General features: G+C 63.0%; 14 protein-coding genes. 7 read left to right on the top strand and 7 right to left on the bottom strand.

Annotated elements, in window-relative coordinates:
• Nucleotides 1–92: 92 nt before the first annotated feature.
• Together HU719_RS11895 and uvrD are read right to left on the bottom strand one after the other, a co-directional pair.
• Nucleotides 93–941, bottom strand: a complete 849-nt coding sequence (locus HU719_RS11895) for a Tim44 domain-containing protein (protein ID WP_186535210.1) — start codon at nt 939–941, stop codon at nt 93–95.
• Nucleotides 942–1217: 276 nt separating this feature from the next.
• On the bottom strand, nt 1218–3401 hold the full coding sequence (gene uvrD, locus HU719_RS11890) for a DNA helicase II (protein ID WP_186518613.1): 2184 nt from the start codon (nt 3399–3401) through the stop codon (nt 1218–1220).
• A gap of 236 nt (nt 3402–3637) precedes the next feature.
• Between uvrD and HU719_RS11885 the strand changes: the two genes are divergently transcribed.
• Nucleotides 3638–6514: a putative bifunctional diguanylate cyclase/phosphodiesterase gene (locus HU719_RS11885; protein ID WP_437179675.1), complete on the top strand. Its 2877-nt coding sequence runs from the start codon at nt 3638–3640 to the stop codon at nt 6512–6514.
• Here the strand turns inward: HU719_RS11885 and zwf are convergent.
• Nucleotides 6511–7953 (bottom strand): glucose-6-phosphate dehydrogenase, encoded by a 1443-nt coding sequence (gene zwf / locus HU719_RS11880; RefSeq protein ID WP_186518617.1) that lies wholly within the window; start codon nt 7951–7953, stop codon nt 6511–6513. The two genes, HU719_RS11885 and zwf, sit on opposite strands and share 4 nt — an antisense overlap.
• A gap of 103 nt (nt 7954–8056) precedes the next feature.
• Here zwf and hexR point away from each other — a divergent pair, with 103 nt between their 5' ends.
• Both hexR and HU719_RS11870 read left to right on the top strand, forming a co-directional pair.
• Nucleotides 8057–8923, top strand: coding sequence for a transcriptional regulator HexR (hexR, locus tag HU719_RS11875; protein ID WP_186518619.1), 867 nt, complete (start codon nt 8057–8059; stop codon nt 8921–8923).
• A gap of 301 nt (nt 8924–9224) precedes the next feature.
• On the top strand, nt 9225–9443 hold the full coding sequence (locus HU719_RS11870; RefSeq protein ID WP_186518621.1) for a PA3496 family putative envelope integrity protein: 219 nt from the start codon (nt 9225–9227) through the stop codon (nt 9441–9443).
• Here the strand turns inward: HU719_RS11870 and HU719_RS11865 are convergent.
• Nucleotides 9385–10347 (bottom strand): LysR family transcriptional regulator, encoded by a 963-nt coding sequence (locus HU719_RS11865; protein ID WP_186535209.1) that lies wholly within the window; start codon nt 10345–10347, stop codon nt 9385–9387. The genes HU719_RS11870 and HU719_RS11865 overlap by 59 nt on opposite strands.
• Nucleotides 10348–10538: 191 nt before the next feature.
• On the opposite strand from HU719_RS11865, the gene HU719_RS11860 reads away from it, so the two are divergent.
• The 4 genes from HU719_RS11860 (at nt 10539) to HU719_RS11845 (ending at nt 15680) form a co-directional block, all read left to right on the top strand.
• Nucleotides 10539–11954, top strand: coding sequence for an acetyl-CoA carboxylase biotin carboxylase subunit (locus tag HU719_RS11860; RefSeq protein WP_186518625.1), 1416 nt, complete (start codon nt 10539–10541; stop codon nt 11952–11954).
• Nucleotides 11955–12052: 98 nt separating this feature from the next.
• The gene (gene oadA / locus HU719_RS11855; protein ID WP_186518628.1) at nt 12053–13861 is read left to right on the top strand and encodes a sodium-extruding oxaloacetate decarboxylase subunit alpha; all 1809 of its coding nucleotides are present in this window, start codon (nt 12053–12055) and stop codon (nt 13859–13861) included.
• Between the two features lie 218 nt (nt 13862–14079).
• Nucleotides 14080–15405 (top strand): type II toxin-antitoxin system HipA family toxin, encoded by a 1326-nt coding sequence (locus HU719_RS11850; RefSeq protein WP_186535208.1) that lies wholly within the window; start codon nt 14080–14082, stop codon nt 15403–15405.
• Nucleotides 15402–15680 (top strand): helix-turn-helix domain-containing protein, encoded by a 279-nt coding sequence (locus HU719_RS11845; RefSeq protein WP_186518632.1) that lies wholly within the window; start codon nt 15402–15404, stop codon nt 15678–15680. The genes HU719_RS11850 and HU719_RS11845 overlap by 4 nt, the downstream gene beginning before the upstream one ends.
• 219 nt (nt 15681–15899) lie before the next feature.
• Here HU719_RS11845 and HU719_RS11840 read toward each other — a convergent pair whose 3' ends face one another.
• From HU719_RS11840 to HU719_RS11830, 3 genes are read right to left on the bottom strand one after another with little or no spacing between them, the layout of a single operon-like run.
• Nucleotides 15900–16571, bottom strand: a complete 672-nt coding sequence (locus HU719_RS11840; protein WP_186518634.1) for a GNAT family N-acetyltransferase — start codon at nt 16569–16571, stop codon at nt 15900–15902.
• A gap of 7 nt (nt 16572–16578) precedes the next feature.
• On the bottom strand, nt 16579–17025 hold the full coding sequence (locus HU719_RS11835) for a GNAT family N-acetyltransferase (RefSeq protein ID WP_186518636.1): 447 nt from the start codon (nt 17023–17025) through the stop codon (nt 16579–16581).
• Between the two features lie 12 nt (nt 17026–17037).
• Complete coding sequence (locus HU719_RS11830) at nt 17038–17667, bottom strand: FMN-binding negative transcriptional regulator (protein ID WP_186535207.1); 630 nt, start codon at nt 17665–17667, stop codon at nt 17038–17040.
• Nucleotides 17668–17707: the final 40 nt, after the last annotated feature.

The raw sequence follows: 17707 nt of genomic DNA, 5'->3' as shown, positions 1-17707 counted from the left end.
TGACAACGCTGCGCGTTATACCCTAGTAGCCGACTCTGGCAAAAGCAAAAACCCCGGGACAGGCCCGGGGTTCTATGGACAACGTGCTGCAATCAAGCGTTCTGGCGGATACCGGCCAGCAGCCAAGGCTGGTTTTCGCCCTGTGCGCGTTCCATGTGCCAGCTTTCGCTGAACACTTCGCCTTGGTCAAAGCGCGAGGTTTTCGACACGCCACGGAAGGTAAGGGTTGCGATGGTCTTGTCGGCGCGGTCCTCGACACCGTCGAGCTGCACATCGAGGTCATCGATGTAGGTGGACTGGAAGCCATCACCCTGGTCAGCGCGCTCGCGTTTCAGGAAGTCGAGCATCTGCGGGGTGACGAACTCGGCAATCTTGTCCATTTCGTTGGCATCCCAGTGCTGCTGCAGCGACTGGAAGTGCGAACGGGCAGCGGCCAGGAAGCTGGCTTCGTTGAACCAGGCCGGGGCGTTGATAGCCGGCGCCGCGGCTTGCGAAGAGGAGCCGCCGAAGATCGACTGCGGTGCTGCTTGCGGCTGCACTTCACGCTGGTACGGGGCGTGGCCGGCGGCGGCGTGTTGCGGCTGCTGCTGGCGACGGCGCGCGGCGATGAAGCGGAACACCAGGAAGGCGATCAGGCCGATGATCAGGAAGTCGAAGATCTGCATGCCCTGGAAGCCGTCGCCCATGAACATGGAGGCCAGCAGGCCACCGGCGGCGATGCCGGCCAGCGGGCCGAGCCAGCGCGAGGCACCACTGGCAGCGGCCGGAGCGCGGCCAGGCGCGGTTGGCGCGGCGGCAGGCGTGGACGGAGCGGCCTGGCGGGTCTGGTGCATTGGCGCTGCGCCCGAGCTCTTGCCACCGCCGAAGCGCTTGGCGTTGGCGTCGAGGCTCAGCGTCAGGCCGACGCAGAGCGCCAAGGCGATGCTAAGAAAACGTTGCATAGTTGGGGTTTCCCATTTTGTGAATTGCACGCGCGTCATGGTGCACATGAAGGTGCAGACAAGGCCAGCAACAACATGTTTCGGATTTTTGCCTAAACGGCGTAGGAAATTTCTGCATCACAAGCGCCTCGGCCGGCGTAGGAGCGGCCTTGGGTCGCGAAGGGCTGCGTAGCGGCCCCAGGATCTCGGCCTCATGCAAAATCGCCGGGGCTGCAGAGCAGCCCATTCGCGGCACAAGGCCGCTCCTACCCTGGGCGGAGCAAAACCCTGTTGCGCTCAAAGCGCTTCGAGCTTGGCGTACCCCATCATCAGCCACTTGCTGCCTTCGGCGAAGTTCACCTGCACCCGGGCCTGGGCGCCAGAGCCTTCGAAGTTGAGGATAACGCCCTCACCGAACACCGCATGCTGCACCCGCTGGCCGAGGTTGAAGGCCGTCTGCGGGATGTTGGCATTGGCGAAAATGCTGCTTGGCGCAGCCTTTGCGCCGCCAAACGGACGGCTGACGCTATTGGAAAGCCGCACTTCCTGCACCAGCCCTGGCGGAATCTCCCGTACGAAGCGCGACACCTTGTTGTAGGTCTCACTGCCATACAGGCGCCGAGTTTCGGCGTAGGTCATCACCAGTTGGCGCATTGCCCGGGTGATCCCCACGTAGGCCAGGCGGCGCTCTTCTTCAAGGCGACCGGGCTCTTCGAGGCTCATCTTGTGCGGGAACAGGCCCTCTTCCATGCCCACCAGGAACACATAGGGGAATTCCAGGCCCTTGGCACTGTGCAGGGTCATCAGCTGCACGCTGTCTTCGTGCTCGTCGGCCTGGCTGTCGCCAGCTTCCAGCGAGGCGTGGCCAAGGAAGGCCGACAGCGGCGACAGGTCGGCGTCTTCTTCGGCGCTTTCGAAGTTGCGCGCAGCGCTGACCAGTTCCTCAAGGTTTTCTACCCGTGCCTGGCCCTTTTCACCCTTTTCTTCCTGGTGGTAGATGATCAAGCCGGACTGCTCGATGACGGTCTGGGTCATCAGGTGCAGCGGGCTGTCCACCAGTTTGGCGGCAAGGTTTTCGATCAGTTCGATGAACGCACCCAGCGCACTGGCGGCGCGGCCCTTGAGGCCCTTGGCGGCGATGAGTTGGCACATGGCCTCCCACATCGACAGCTGGCTGTGGCGGGCGTGGTCGCGGATGGCTTCGACGGTTTTTTCGCCAATGCCACGCGGCGGCACGTTGATCACCCGCTCCAGCGCCGCATCGTTGCCGCGGCCTTCGAGCAGGCGCAGGTAGGCCATGGCGTTCTTGATTTCGGCACGTTCGAAGAAGCGCTGGCCGCCATAGATGCGGTACGGCACGCGCTCGCGCAGCAGCGCCTCTTCGAGGACCCGCGACTGGGCGTTGGAGCGGTACAGGATGGCAATCTCGTTGCGCGCATTGCCCTGCTTGATCAGGCTCTCGATGGTCTCGACCACGTAGCGCGCTTCATCGTGCTCGTTATACGCGGCGTACAGCGTGATGGGCTCGCCTTCGCCCATGTCGGTCCACAGCTCTTTGCCCAGGCGCCCGCTGTTGTTGGCGATCAAGGCGTTGGCGGCCTTGAGGATGCCGCCGGTGGAGCGGTAGTTCTGCTCCAGGCGGATCATTTCGGCGTCAGGGAAATCCGCAGTGTACTGGTGAATGTTCTCGATTTTTGCGCCGCGCCAGCCATAGATCGACTGGTCGTCATCGCCGACCGCCATCAGGCTGTGGCCCCCGGCGCCGAGCAGGCGCAGCCAGGCGTACTGCACGGCGTTGGTGTCCTGGAACTCGTCCACCAGAATGTGCCGGAAGCGGCGCTGGTAGTGTTCCAGCAGGCCCGGCTGGTCACGCCACAGGTCGAGGGCGCGCAGCAGCAGCTCGGAGAAGTCGATGACGCCGGCGCGCTCGCACGCCTGTTCGTAGGCGGCATAGACATCGCGCATGGTGCTCAGGTACAGGTCGCCGCCTGGCTGGATGTGGCGCGGGCGCAGGCCCTCGTCCTTTTGCCCATTGATGAACCACTGCGCCTGACGCGCCGGCCATTTCTGCTCGTCCAGGCCCAGCTCGCGCATGACCCGCTTGACCAGGCGCTGCTGGTCGTCGCTGTCGAGAATCTGGAAGTTCTGCACCAGCCCCGCCTCCTGCCAGTGCGCGCGCAGCAGGCGATGGGCCAGGCCGTGGAAGGTGCCCACCCACATGCCGGCCGGGTTGATGCCCAGCAGTTGTTCGATACGCTGGCGCATTTCTGCCGCGGCCTTGTTGGTGAAGGTCACCGACAGGATCGAATGCGGCGAGGCCTGTTCGACCTGGATCAGCCAGGCGATACGGTGCACCAGCACGCGGGTCTTGCCCGAGCCGGCACCGGCCAGTACCAGTTGCCGCCCAAGCGGGGCCGCTACGGCCTGGCGTTGAGCGTCGTTGAGGGAGTTCAGCAGGAGGGAGAGGTCGTCAGTAGGCATCCGGCCATTCTAGGGCCGCACAGGGGGCAGGGCAAACGCGGCCTGCGCAAATCGCCCGGGTGGCGTTTTACCGTTCATCGCCAAGGGCTGGGCTGCGGCGCCGTTGAGCGGTTGGTCGGGGCGGCCGATACATTTTCGAAATCGTGACGCAGAGCAGTTTGGTCTGGCGTGACGCTTGTGTATTCTCCGTGCTCGTGCGGCCAGCCATAACAAGAACACCACCAGAAATGAGCCCTATGACCCAGGATTGCATGGCGATCGGAACATCGCCGCCGATGTCACCGAACGTTCGCAGGCAATACGCCACCGAGCTTTCGATCGAGCGCACCCGTCTGCTCTATCAAGGCTCGCTGTTGCCCACTTTGCTGATGCTGCTTACCGGCCTGCTTTGCGCCTGGCTGTTGTGGGCGCCTGCGCGTTATGTGCAGGTTTCCGTGTGGCTGGTCTGGCTGGTGGCGCTGGTGGTGCTGCGGGTGGTTCAGGTGGCGGCCTTCGAGGCAGCGCCTGCGGCGCGCCAGGCCAGCCCCAGTTGGAGGCGCATGTTTCTTGGCGGCTCGGCGTTCAGCGGGCTGACGCTGGCCAGCGCGGCGATTGCCCTGGCACCTGTGGATAACTTCGTGCAGCAGGCTTGGGTGTTCGGCTTGCTTGGCGCGGCGGCGCTTTCGGCCAGTGTTGCCTACGCGGTGAGCCTGCCGGCGTTTCTGAGCTTCGCCTTGCCCTGCCTGGTGCCGCCGATCGTCTTTCTGTTCGTTTACGACGCCGGCCAGCAGAGCGGCTGGGGCTGGCTCGGGCTGATTCTGCTGGGCGCGCTGATGGTAGTGGCCTGGCAGGTCAATCGGCTGATCGAGCATGGCCTGCTGCGGCGCTTCCAGAACCAGTCGCTGATCGAGCATCTGCAAAGCGCCCAGCGCCAGGGCGAACACCTCAATCACCAGCTCACCGCCCAGGTGCGCCAGCGCCGCCAGGCCGAGGACGAACTGCGCCAGGCGCACGCGGGCCTGGAACAGCGGGTGGCGCAGCGCAGCCACGAACTGGACCTCGCCAACCAGGCCCTGAGCAAGAGCGAGCAGCGCCTGGCCCAGGCGCTGGAGGCCAGCGAACTGGGCTTGTGGGACTGGAACCTGGAAACCGACGAGGTGCATCACACGCAACTGCATGCCCTGTTCGGCCTGGATGCCGAGCAGGTGCGCTCGGTGCGCGCCGACCTCAAGCCGCGCTTGCACCCCGATGACCTGCCCATGCTGCGGCGCACGGTGGTCGAACACCTCAAGGGCCGTACCGAGGACTACCAGGTTGAATACCGCGTGCGGCATGTGCAGGGCCACTGGTGCTGGATCGAGGACCGGGGGCGAGCGGTCGAGCGCGATGCCAACGGCAGGGTGCTGCGCATGCTCGGCACCCGGCGGGATGTGTCGGCGCGCAAGCAGCAGGAAGAGCAGCAGCGCCTGGCTGCGACGGTATTCGAGGCGGCCAGCGAAGGCATTGCCATTCTGGATGCCGACTTCCAGTTGCTGGCAGTCAACCAGACGTTCTGCGACGTCACCGGCTACGGGCGCGCCGAGCTGATTGGCCGCAACGCCTTGGAGCTTTCGTGCAGCCGCGATGCGCGGCGCCACAGCCAGGCCATCGACCAGGCACTGGAGCAGCAAGGGCGCTGGCAGGGCGAGCTGGTCGAGGCGCGCAAGAACGGCGAGCTCTACCCGCAGTGGCTGCAGCTCAACAGCGTGCGCGATGCGCGCGGCGGCGTCGCCAGCATCGTCGGCTTCTACACCGACCTGTCGGCGCGCCGTGAGTCCGAAGAGCGCCTGCGCTACCTGGCCCACTATGACGACCTCACGGGCCTGGCCAACCGTGCGCTGTTCCGCCTGCGCCTGCACGAAGGCGCGCAGCGTATGCGTTTCAATGGCCGCAGCCTGGCCTTGCTGCATGTCGACCTGGACCGCTTCAAGTTGCTCAACGAGAGCCTTGGCCATGAAGTGGCCGACCAACTGCTGAAGAAGATGGCCCAGCGCATCGCCAACGCGGTGCCCGAGGCCGATACGGTGGCGCGCCTGTCGGGCGATGAGTTCGCCATTCTGTTCGATGGCTATACCAACCTGTCCAGCTTGGTGCGCGTCACCACGCGCCTGCTCGACAAGCTGCGCGTGCCGCAGCGGCTGGGCGGGCACGAGGTGGTTATCAGTTCCTCGGTGGGCATCAGCCTGCTCGCTGATGGCAATTTCGACCTCAACGCGCTGGTCAGCCAGGCTGATATGGCCAAGCAACATGCCAAGCACCTGGGTGGCGACAACTTCCAGTTCTACACCGAAAGCCTGCGCGCCAGCACCCTTGAGCGCTTGCAACTGGAAACCCAGTTGCGCAAGGCCATCGACGAGCGCCAGTTGCTGGTGTATTACCAGCCCAAGTTGTGCCTGCGCAGCGGCCGCCTGCATGCCGCAGAAGCCTTGGTGCGCTGGCAGCACCCGCAATTGGGCATGGTGCCGCCGAGCGAATTCATCGGGCTTGCAGAAGAAACCGGGCTGATCGCGCCGATGGGCGAACTGGTGCTGCGCCAGGCCTGCTGGCAGGCCTGTGAGTGGCGCCGTGAAGGGCTCGAAATCCGCGTTTCGGTCAACTTGTCGGTGTATCAGTTACGTCAGGGCAAGCTGGTCAGCCTGGTGCGCCAGGTGCTTGAGGAATCAGGCTTGGCACCGCATCTGCTGGAGCTTGAACTCACCGAAAGCCAACTGCTGGACAGCGTCGACCACATCATCGCCACCTTCGAGCAACTTCACCAGTTGGGGGTGAAACTGGCGATTGATGACTTCGGCACGGGCTATTCGTCGCTGAGTTACCTCAAGCGCTTCCCGGTGGACTACGTGAAGATCGACCAGGCGTTCATTCGCGGCTTGCTCGAAGGCAGCCAGGATGCAGCCATTACCCGGGCGATCATCGCCATGGCCAAGAGCCTGCAACTGCAAGTGGTGGCAGAAGGCGTCGAAACCGCTGAGCAGTTGCAGTTCCTGCGCGAGCACGGCTGTGACGAGGTGCAGGGCTACTTGATCAGCCGGCCCGTCGACCCGGCAACCTTCAGGGCATTGCTGGAGCGGCCGGCCGAGTATTGGCTGAACTAACTGTGCCAGGCGTGGCCGTTGCGCGCCAACAGGCTGTTGGCTTGCTCCGGGCCGTTGCTGCCGGCGCTGTAGGGGCGAGGTGCCTGAAAATGCTCCTCCCAGCCTTGCAGGATAGGGTCGATCCAGGCCCACGCCGCCTCCACTTCATCGCGGCGCATGAACAGCGTCGAATCGCCTTCAAGCACATCCAGCAGCAAGCGCTCGTAGGCCTCCCAGCGGCGGGTCTGGGCAAACGCCTGGGCAAGGTTCAGGTCTAGCTCGACCGGCGCCAGGCGCATGCCTTTACCGGGGCTCTTGGTCATCATGCGCAGGCTGATGTGTTCGTCCGGCTGCAACTGGATGAGCAACTGGTTGACCTGCCCGCCACTGAACAGCTCGTGGGGCACCGGCTTGAACTGGATGACGATTTGCGACGAGCGCCGCGCCATGCGCTTGCCAGTACGCAGGTAAAACGGCACGCCGGCCCAGCGCCAGTTGTCGATGTGCGCTTGTACGGCGACGAAGGTCTCTGTATCGCTGTCGTTGTCGACGTCTTTCTCGAAATAGTAGGCGGGCACTTCCTGGCCGCCGATCTTGCCGGCGTGGTACTGGCCGCGCACGGTGGTGTCCTGCACGTTCTGGCCGGTGATGGGCTTGAGCGCGCGCAGAATCTTCACTTTTTCATCGCGCACCGCCTCGGCTTCGAACTCCGCCGGCGGCTCCATGGCCACCAGGCACAGCAGCTGCAACAGATGGTTTTGCAGCATGTCGCGGGTGGCGCCGGCGCGGTCGTAGTAGGCGCCTCGGTTCTCGACGCCGAGGGTTTCGCACACGCTGATCTGCACATGGTCGACCTGGCTATTGCGCCACACCGGCTCTAGCAGGGCGTTGGCAAAGCGCAGGGCCATGAGGTTCTGCACGGTTTCCTTGCCCAGGTAGTGGTCGATGCGAAACACCTGGCGCTCGGCGAACACCTCGCCAATCGCCTCGTTGATGGCGGTGGCCGACTCCAGCGAGTGGCCGATGGGCTTTTCCAGCACGATGCGTGCTTCGCTGTCGGCCAGCCCGGCAATGCGCAGGTGGTTGGCAATCGGCACGAATAGCTTGGGCGCGGTAGCCAGGTAGTAGATACGCGTCAGCCCGAAAGGCTCGCCCAGGTAGCGTGCCAGGCGGCCGAAGTCGGCGCTTTGCCCGGCGTCCATGGGGAAGTAGTCCAGGCGCGCGCTGAAGCGCTGCCAGACGTCTTCGTCGAAGTCCTGGCGGGCGATCTGGGCGCGGCAGTGGCGCTCGGCAAGCTTGATGTAGTCGTTACGCGGCAATGGCCGCCGGGCCAGGGCGATGATGCGCACGGCCTTGTGCAGGCGGGCCTCGCGGTACAGGTGGTAGAGCGCTGGCAGCAGCTTGTGCAGGGCCAGGTCGCCGGTGCCGCCGAATACCAGAATGTCGCAAGGAATAGTCAAACCGCCACTCTCCACGTTCGTTTAACTGGGCGGGTTGGCAAGCATGTAGTATAACTACAAGAAAGCTACATCCCGGCCAGTCGATCATAACCGAGTCCCGCCCGTGAATCTGTTGCAACATATCGCCCAATCGCGCCACCTGCTGCGCAAATCGGAACTCAAAGTGGCCGACCATGTGCTGCTGGACCCGGCTGCGGTCATGCACAGTTCGATGGCGGACCTTGCGCATAACGTGGGCATCAGTGAACCGACCATCGTGCGTTTCTGCCGGGCGATCGGGTGTTCGGGCTTCCAGGACCTGAAGTTGAAGCTGGCGCAAAGCCTGGCCGCCGGTGCCAGTTTTGGCCAGTTTGCCATCCATGAGGATGACTCGGTTGCCGACTACAGCCTGAAGATTTTCGACACCACGCTGCATACCCTGATGGAGGTGCGCGAGCACCTCGACCCGCAGGCCCTGCAAGCGGCGGTGACGGCCATGTCCCAGGCGCAGCGCGTGGAGTTCTACGGCTTTGGTGCATCCGGTGCGGTGGCGGCCGATGCCCAGCACAAGTTCTTCCGTCTGCTGCTCAGCGCGGCGGCGTATTCCGACCCGCACATGCAGGCGATGTCGGCAGTCACCTTGAAAACCGGTGATGTGGCGGTGTGCATTTCGCAGTCGGGGCGGTCCAAGGACCTGCTGATCACGGCCAACCTGGTGCGTGAGAGCGGCGCCACGCTGATTACCTTGTGCCCCAGCCAGACACCGCTGGCTGAACTGTCGACGGTCAACCTGGCCATCGACGTGCATGAAGACACCGAAATCTACACCCCGCTGACCTCGCGCATTGCGCACCTGGTGGTCATCGACGTGCTGGCCATGGGCGTCGCCATGGCGCGCGGGCCGAGCCTGGTCAACCACCTCAAGAGCGTCAAGCGCAGCTTGCGCAGCCTGCGCCTGTCGCCCAAGTCGATCAAGGCGACGGACGACTGATTTGGGAGGTCCTCAGGTTGCCCTGGTCTACCAGCAGCGCGGCCTTGTGTAGGAGCGGCCTTGTGTCGCGAAAGGGTCGCAAAGCGGCCCCGGCTATTTCAGCTTGAAGCACAAATCCTGGGGGCGCGTCGCACCCCTTTCGCGACACAAGGCCGCTCCTACGTTGACCGCGCAACGGCGTCGATACAGCGCAAGCCCACAGTCCGCTGCAAACTTCACGGTTCTGTCATCCTTTGAACACCAAACGGTAAACCCCTGACGCCAGTCTGGAGCTCCCCACATCCTTTCTGGGAGACAGGCCATGGCACGTGATATCGACGGTTCGTATCAACCCACCGCCAAAAGTCGCAAGCAGCAGGAAAAGGACCATCGCCGCATGGAATTCCGCCGCGCCATCGAGACCTACAGCGACCAACGCCAATTGCTGCGCGAGATCGCCGACTACCCCGACCTGCAAGCGCTCAACGTGTGGCAGGCGTCAGCGGCAATTTCCCCGAGAAACGCTCAACAAGCCCACTGATCTGCGCCCGTTCGCTGCGGATGAACGCCTGAAACGCCAGCGCCACCGGTGACTGGCGTTTGCTTTTCGACTGCACCAGGCACCAGCTGCGGTACAGCGGCAGCTCCTCCACCGGCAGCTCCTTGAGCACGCCTGTGGTCAGCTCCATGTTGACGGCATGGCGGGTCAGCAAGGCGATGCCCAGGCCGGCTACCACGCACTCGCGCTGGGCTTCATTGGACGACACTTCCAAGGTCTGGGTGAAGTGCACGCGCTTGTCCTTGAAGAACTCTTCGCACGCCTTACGCGTGCCCGAACCCTGCTCGCGCACCAGCAGCGTATGCGGCTCAAGGTCTTGCAGGCGCAGGCGTTCCAACTGGCACAGCGGGTGATCCGGCGGCGCCACGGCAATGATCGGGTTGTTCAGAAAGGGCAGAAACTCAAGGCCCATGTCCTGCGGCACCATCGACATTACCGTCAGGTCGTCGCGGTTGTCGGACAGCCGGCGTATCGCCTGGGCGCGGTTGACCACGGTCAGGGTCAGGTTGACCTCGGGATGGCGCTGCTTGAAGGCGGCAAACAGGTGCGGCACGAAGTACTTGGCACTGGACTCGATGGCCAGTTTCAACTGCCCCTGCAACGAGCCCTGCATGTCCGAGAGTTGCATGTCGAGGTTCTCCAGGCGCCCGAAAATGTCACGGCTGGCGCGCTGCAAGGCCTCGGCGGCTTCGGTGAGGTACAGCTTCTTGCCGACGTAGTCGAACAGCGGCTGGCCAACCAGCTCTTCGAGCTGCCTGATCTGTAGACTTACGGCGGGTTGCGTCAGCGACATTTCTTCGGCTGCCCGGCTGTAGGAGCGCAAGTCACACACTTCGTTGAACACTTGCAGCTGACGTAAAGTCATTCGCATCAAGGACTTACGCATAATTTCCCCGGCATTGGCAAAACCTTGTTACCGAACTATAAGCTTTTGCTAATACTGCCCCCAACAAATATTGATTTTTGTTTATCAACCCACAGCGCTAGGGTGAATGTGCGACTGGCCAGCAACGTCTGGTCACGCGCCGACCGGTAAAACCGGGTCGTCTGTTCCTACGGGCTTTGGGAAGAATCCAAGTGATAAAAAAAATCCTGATCGCCAACCGGGGTGAAATTGCCGTCCGCATCGTGCGGGCTTGCGCCGAGATGGGCATTCGCTCTGTGGCGATCTATTCCGACGCCGACCGTCATGCCTTGCACGTCAAGCGCGCCGACGAGGCCTATAGCATTGGCGCCGAGCCGCTGGCCGGCTACCTGAATCCGCGCAAGCTGGTCAACCTTGCTGTCGAAACCGGCTGTGATGCCCTGCATCCGGGCTATGGTTTCCTGTCGGAAAACGCCGAGCTTGCGGACATCTGCGCCGAACGCGGGATCAAGTTCATCGGCCCGGCCGCCGACGTCATTCGCCGCATGGGCGACAAGACCGAAGCGCGCCGCACCATGATTGCCGCCGGTGTGCCGGTTACGCCAGGCACCGAAGGCAACGTGGCCGACATCCATGAAGCGTTGCAGGAAGGCGAGCGCATCGGCTACCCGGTCATGCTCAAGGCCACCTCCGGTGGCGGCGGGCGCGGTATCCGCCGCTGCAACAGCCGTGAAGAACTGGAACAGAACTTCCCTCGAGTGATTTCCGAGGCCACCAAGGCCTTTGGCTCCGCCGAAGTGTTCCTGGAAAAGTGCATCGTCAACCCCAAGCACATCGAGGCGCAGATCCTCGGTGACAGCTTCGGCAACGTGGTGCACCTGTTCGAGCGTGACTGCTCGATCCAGCGCCGCAACCAGAAGCTCATCGAAATTGCCCCAAGCCCGCAGCTCACCCCGGAGCAGCGCGCCTACATCGGCGACCTGGCCGTGCGCGCCGCCAAGGCGGTGGACTACGAGAACGCCGGCACCGTGGAGTTTCTGCTCGCCGATGGCGAGGTGTACTTCATGGAGATGAACACCCGGGTGCAGGTGGAGCACACCATCACCGAGGAAATCACCGGCATCGATATCGTCCGCGAGCAGATCCGGATTGCCTCGGGCCTGCCGCTGTCGATCAAGCAGGAAGACATCCAGCACCGCGGCTTCGCCTTGCAGTTCCGCATCAACGCCGAAGACCCGAAGAACAACTTCCTGCCAAGTTTCGGCAAGATCACCCGCTACTACGCCCCTGGCGGCCCGGGCGTGCGCACCGACACGGCGATCTATACCGGCTACACCATCCCGCCGTTCTACGACTCGATGTGCCTGAAGCTGGTGGTCTGGGCATTGACCTGGGAAGAAGCCATGGACCGAGGCCTGCGGGCCCTGGACGACATGCGCGTGCAGGGGGTCAAGACCACCGCCGCGTATTACCAGGAAATCCTGCGTAACCCGGAGTTCCGTAGTGGCCAGTTCAATACCAGCTTTGTCGAAAGCCACCCAGAACTGACCAACTACTCGATCAAGCGCAAACCCGAAGAGCTGGCCCTGGCCATCGCCGCCGCCATCGCCGCCCACGCAGGCCTTTGAATGCAGCTGCAAGCTGCGAGCGGCAAGCTGCGAGTAGAAGCAGACCGGCTTTTACGTGTGGCTTGTAGCTAGAAGCTTGCCGCTACAAGGAGAAAACAATGTCCAAGAAAATCTTTGTTACCGACACAATCCTGCGCGACGCCCACCAGTCTCTGCTGGCCACCCGCATGCGCACCGAAGACATGCTGCCGATCTGCGACAAGCTCGACAAGGTCGGCTACTGGTCGCTGGAAGTCTGGGGTGGCGCCACCTTCGACGCCTGTGTGCGTTTCCTCAAGGAAGACCCTTGGGAGCGCCTGCGCAAGCTGCGTGCCGCGCTGCCCAACACCCGCCTGCAAATGCTCCTGCGCGGGCAGAACCTGCTGGGCTACCGCCACTACAGCGACGATGTGGTCAAAGCCTTCGTCGCCAAGGCCGCGGTCAACGGCATCGATGTGTTCCGCATCTTCGACGCCATGAACGATGTGCGTAACCTGCGCGTGGCCATCGAGGCGGTCAAGGCGGCTGGCAAGCACGCCCAGGGCACCATCGCCTACACCACCAGCCCCGTGCACACCATCGACGCCTTCGTGAAGCAGGCCAAGCAGATGGAAGCCATGGGTTGCGACTCGGTGGCGATCAAAGACATGGCCGGCCTGCTGACCCCGTTCGCCACCGGCGAGCTGGTCAAGGCGCTGAAGGCCGAGCAGTCGCTGCCGGTGTTCATCCATTCCCACGACACCGCAGGCCTGGCTGCCATGTGCCAGCTCAAGGCGGTCGAGAATGGCGCCGATCATATCGACACCGCCATCTCCAGCTTCGCCTGGGGCACCAGCCACCCCGGCACCGAGTCGATGGTCGCAGCGCTCAAGGGCAGCGAGTTCGACACCGGCCTGGACCTGGAACTGCTGCAGGAAATCGGCCTGTACTTCTATGCCGTGCGCAAGAAGTACCACCAGTTCGAAAGCGAGTTCACCGCCGTGGATACCCGCGTGCAGGTCAACCAGGTGCCAGGCGGGATGATTTCCAACCTGGCCAACCAGCTCAAGGAGCAGGGCGCCCTCAACCGCATGGGCGAAGTGCTGGCCGAGATCCCACGGGTGCGTGAAGACCTGGGTTTCCCGCCGCTGGTGACCCCAACCTCGCAGATCGTGGGCACCCAGGCATTCTTCAACGTGCTGGCCGGCGAGCGCTACAAGACCATCACCAACGAGGTGAAGCTGTACCTGCAAGGTGGCTACGGCAAGGCGCCGGGGGTGGTCAACGAACAGCTGCGGCGCCAGGCCATCGGCAGCGAAGAGGTGATCGACGTACGCCCGGCTGACCTGCTGAAACCTGAGATGAGCAAGCTGCGCAGCGAAATCGGTGCGTTGGCCCACAGTGAAGAGGACGTGCTGACCTATGCCATGTTCCCGGACATCGGGCGCAAGTTCCTCGAAGAGCGCGAGGCCGGCAGCCTGACGCCTGAAGCCTTGCTGCCGATCCCGGAAGCCGGCGCGGTGGCCTCGGTGGGCGGTGAGGGCGTGCCGACCGAGTTCGTCATCGACGTGCACGGCGAGACTTACCGCGTGGACATTACCGGTGTCGGGGTCAAGGCGGAGGGCAAGCGCCACTTCTACCTGTCCATCGACGGCATGCCGGAAGAAGTGGTGTTCGAGCCGCTCAACGACTTCGTCGGCGGCGGCAGCAGCAAGCGCAAGCAGGCCAGCGAGCCGGGCCACGTCAGCACCACCATGCCGGGCAATATCGTCGATGTGCTGGTCAAGGAAGGTGATGTGGTCAAGGCCGGGCAAGCGGTGCTGATCACCGAGGCGATGAAGATGGAAACCGAAGTCCAGGCGGCCATCGCCGGCAAAGTGGTTGCCATCCACGTCGCCAAAGGCGACCGCGTGACACCGGGCGAGATCTTGATCGAGATCGAGGGCTGATTCCAAAGCCCTTGGCTGAAAACGGTTTACCTCAGGGGGGCGCATGCTCCCCTTTTTTTCGTGTCCATATCTGCACTATGTTGCAGATAACTCTTCGTCAGGATCTGAAAAGTGCATTTTAATGCAGAATAAACAGAAATATCATCTTATAATCTGCACTATAATGCAGTACGGTCGACTATTCTGTTTCCGTAACTGCAGCAAAATGCAGGTGGCGCATGTACAAATTAACCCTTCAGCTCCACGACGCCGGCAAATGGCATGACGCTATGGTCCTAGCCTTCAGCGAGCCTGGGCAAAGCCTAGCTAGCCCTTGTGACTTCGGTTACATCGCTGAATACGTCAAAGCCAACCCGCATGCCTATGACAGTCTGTTCTCGGCGGCCGTGAGTGCCACGCTGCCGGTGGATTTTGGTTCGCATCGCTTGCCGCATGCTCCCGCCTTTATTTACGACATCGCCCCGGCTGGGGCTGCAAAACGGTTTCTGCTTCGCCATATCGGCCGCGAGAAACCTGCGGGTATGGGTGACGATCTGTATCTTCTGGGGCGCTCCACGCCTGCCCCGATTGGCAACCTGCGCGTCAAGGAGTCTTACGAACAGCTTGATCTCACCGACCCAATTGGTTTCAGCCGCGAGGATGTGGTTGCCCGTGATCAGCGTTTTCTCGAGTACGCCTATGAACAGGGTGCAGCGATCGGCGGGGCCACCGGTGCGGGTGGAGAGGCACCCAAGCTGCTGATGACTGAAGACGGAAGCGGGCAGCTGTATCCCGATGCGGTGCTTGCCGACGAACGCGCTCGCCGCCATTGGTTCATCAAGTTTGCGAGAAATCAGGCGCTAGCTGATGACCAGGACATCCTGCGTGCCGAGCATCTGTACTACAAGGCGCTGCAGCAGATAGGCATCGACACAGTGGCTAGCGCCCATATGGCGTTGGAAGAGGGCAGCAAACCCAGCTTGTGGATGGAACGCTTTGATCGCCAGTCATGCGCCGACGGTGTGAAGCGCCTTGCTGTGGAGTCGGTTTACGCACTGTGTGGTGTCACTGAGCCTGGCAGTCGCATGGGGCACGTGGCGGTGCTCGAAAAGCTGGTCAACGTGTGGCGCGAAGCTGGGCAGGCGGATCAGGTGCCCGAGTTGATCGCTGACTATTTGCGTCGAGACCTTATCAACAAGATCCTCGGCAACGCGGATAACCATGGGCGCAATACCGCCATTATTCGGACTCGTGATGCGGTTCGGCTAGCACCGATCTATGACCTCGCGCCAATGGTAATGGACCAGGAAGGGATTACCCGCACGACAAAATGGCCCGCGCCGATTGAGCGGGCGGGCGAGATCAATTGGCCAGGCGCATGCGCCGCGCTTGCGCCACTCATCGACCCGGAGCAAGCCTTCCAGCGGCTGCGCGAAGATGCCCGGCAGCTTTTGGCATTGCCCGATGTACTTGCCGGCTTGGGGCTCTCAGATGCGGTGATGGACCACCCGGCCATTGCGTTGAGGCGGCTTGACCGCTGTATGGCTCAGTGGGGGTTGCTATGACGATGTCCATTCAAGCCCGTGGGCTGCTTATCGATAGTGTCCGTGAAGGCATTGCGGACGGCAGCCTTGAACTAGGCGCTGCGGTCCGGCGTTTGCGCACCGAGGTGGCGCAGATGCAGCAGACCCAGTTCGCGCAGATGTGCAAAGTGTCGGTGCGCACGCTGATCCAGATCGAGCAGGGCGAAGGCAATCCGACGCTCAAGTCGTTGAACGCCGTGTTCAAGCCGTTTGGGCTGCAAATGGGGGTGGTGCGGCGTAATCGGCAGGTCAGATAGATGTGTGGTTGGTAACCGCGACATTGCTGGCTGGACCCAATCCTGTGGGAAATGATGGAGAGTTGTGGCGAGCGGGCTTGTCCCGCGTTGGGCTGCGCAGCGGCCCCTTGAGTTTTCAGGGCTGCTGCGCAGCCCAACGCGGGGCAAGCCCGCTCGCCACATGAAGGTATGCCTGGCGAGAACAGGCTTGCATAAAACAGTAGAATCGCCCGCGAGCTGTCAAGCCTGGCGGCAGGCTTCGAGTGTCTGCAACTGGCCCTCTGGCGGCTGGTTTTGATCGCTCAACCAGCGCTCGAACCCGCGCGCCAGCGCCGGCCATTGTTCATCGGTAATCGAGTACCACGCGGTGTCGCGGTTGCGGCCCTTGACCACCATGTGGTTGCGAAACACCCCTTCGAAGACAAACCCGAAGCGCTCAGCTGCACGCTTCGAGCGCGCATTGGCGTTGTTGCACTTCCACTCCAGCCGGCGGTTGCCCAGCTCGAAACCCAGCTTGCTCAGCAAGTACACCGCCTCTGTGCCCTTGGGTGTGCGCTGCATGGCGGCGCCGAAGGCGATGTGGCCGAGTTCGAAGCGGCCGTGGTCAGGCACGATCGACATGTAGCCGAGCAGGCCTTGGGCCTGGCCGCTGGCGCGGTCGATGACGCTGTAGAACAGCGGGTCGCGGCCAGCGGCATTGCCCTGCAACCAACGGTCGAAGGCGGCGCGCTCGCTGAACGGGCCATAGGGCAGGTAGTCCCACAGCAACGGGTCCGAGGCCGGCCCTTGCAGCGCTTGCCACAGGTCGTCGCCGTGGCGCGCCGGGTCGAGCTTTTCCAGGCGAATGAAACGGCCATCAAGCGTGTCTGCCTGGGGGATGGCTGCGGGCTTGAAGTGCAGTGCGTCGGTCATGGGCGGCCTACAGGGCTTTGCGAAATTGAATGAAGCCGGACCGCTCGGCGACCTGCTGGTACAGGCTGATAGCGGTGGCGTTGGTCTGGTGGGTCAGCCAGTGCACCTTGCTGCAGCCGTCGGCCTTGGCGGTGGCGCACACATGCTCGATCAGCTTGCGGCCTACACCCAGGCCGCGCTGGCCGGCGTCGACGTACAGGTCTTGCAGGTAGCAGGCGTTCTCAATGCTCCAGTTGCTTCGATGGTAGATGAAGTTGACCATCCCTACCGCCTTGCCGTCGACCCAGGCGAGCGTCGAATGGGTTGGCTCGCTGGCATCGAGCAGGCGCTGCCAGGTGTTGGCGCTGACCTCTTCGCAGAGTTCGGTCTCATAGAAGCGCAGGTAGGCCTGCCACAACGGCTGCCAGGCAGCGTGGTCTTCGGCAGTGACTGGGCGCAGGGTTACTTGGGGCATGGGGCTCTTCCTTTAGAGAGTGCGCATATGCGCGGCGAGTTGTCTGTCGAGCGGGTCGCGGCTGGCGCCGAGGCCTTCGCGCACGCCGGCAAAATCTTCGGCTGAGCGGTTCTGGCTGAGCTTGCGCGCACCTTGCAGGCGGGCGATTGGCAGGCGGATACCGACGATGGCGCGCAGCATGCCGTCGAGGTAGTCGGCCGGCGCGTCGGTTACGCGCCACGGGGTGTCACGGCCTTGTTCGTGGCGGTCGGTCAGGCGCGTGACGATATCCAGCAGCGGCGTCGCTTCATGGATCACCTCGGCCACGCCGTAGGCGTGCACGGCGGTGTAGTTCCAGGTGGGCACGGTTTTCGGGTTGCTGGCCTTGCTGGGGTAGTACGTGGGGCTGACATAGGCATCGTCACCCGGGAACACCAGCAGCGCCTCGGCGCCGCTTGCCAGGTCCTGCCACTGCGGGTTGGCGCGGGCCAGGTGGGCATGCACGGTGCCGAACTCGCCTTCGCTGGTGGTCAGCAGCACTGGCAAGTGCGTGGCCAGCAAACCCCGTTCGCCGTGGCTGACGAGCATGGCCAGGCGGGTTTGCTGCATGTGCTGGTGCAGGCGAGCAAGGTCGTGGTCCTGGTGCGGTTTGCTGTTGTACATGCTGAAGTTTCCTTGTGCTGTGACGCCATCCTAGGCAGGC

Origin of the sequence: Pseudomonas farsensis (assembly GCF_014268805.2) — a bacterium.
Taxonomy (GTDB): domain Bacteria; phylum Pseudomonadota; class Gammaproteobacteria; order Pseudomonadales; family Pseudomonadaceae; genus Aquipseudomonas; species Aquipseudomonas farsensis.
Note: the sequence above shows the minus strand (reverse complement) of the source record. Positions and strands in the feature narration are given on the sequence as shown.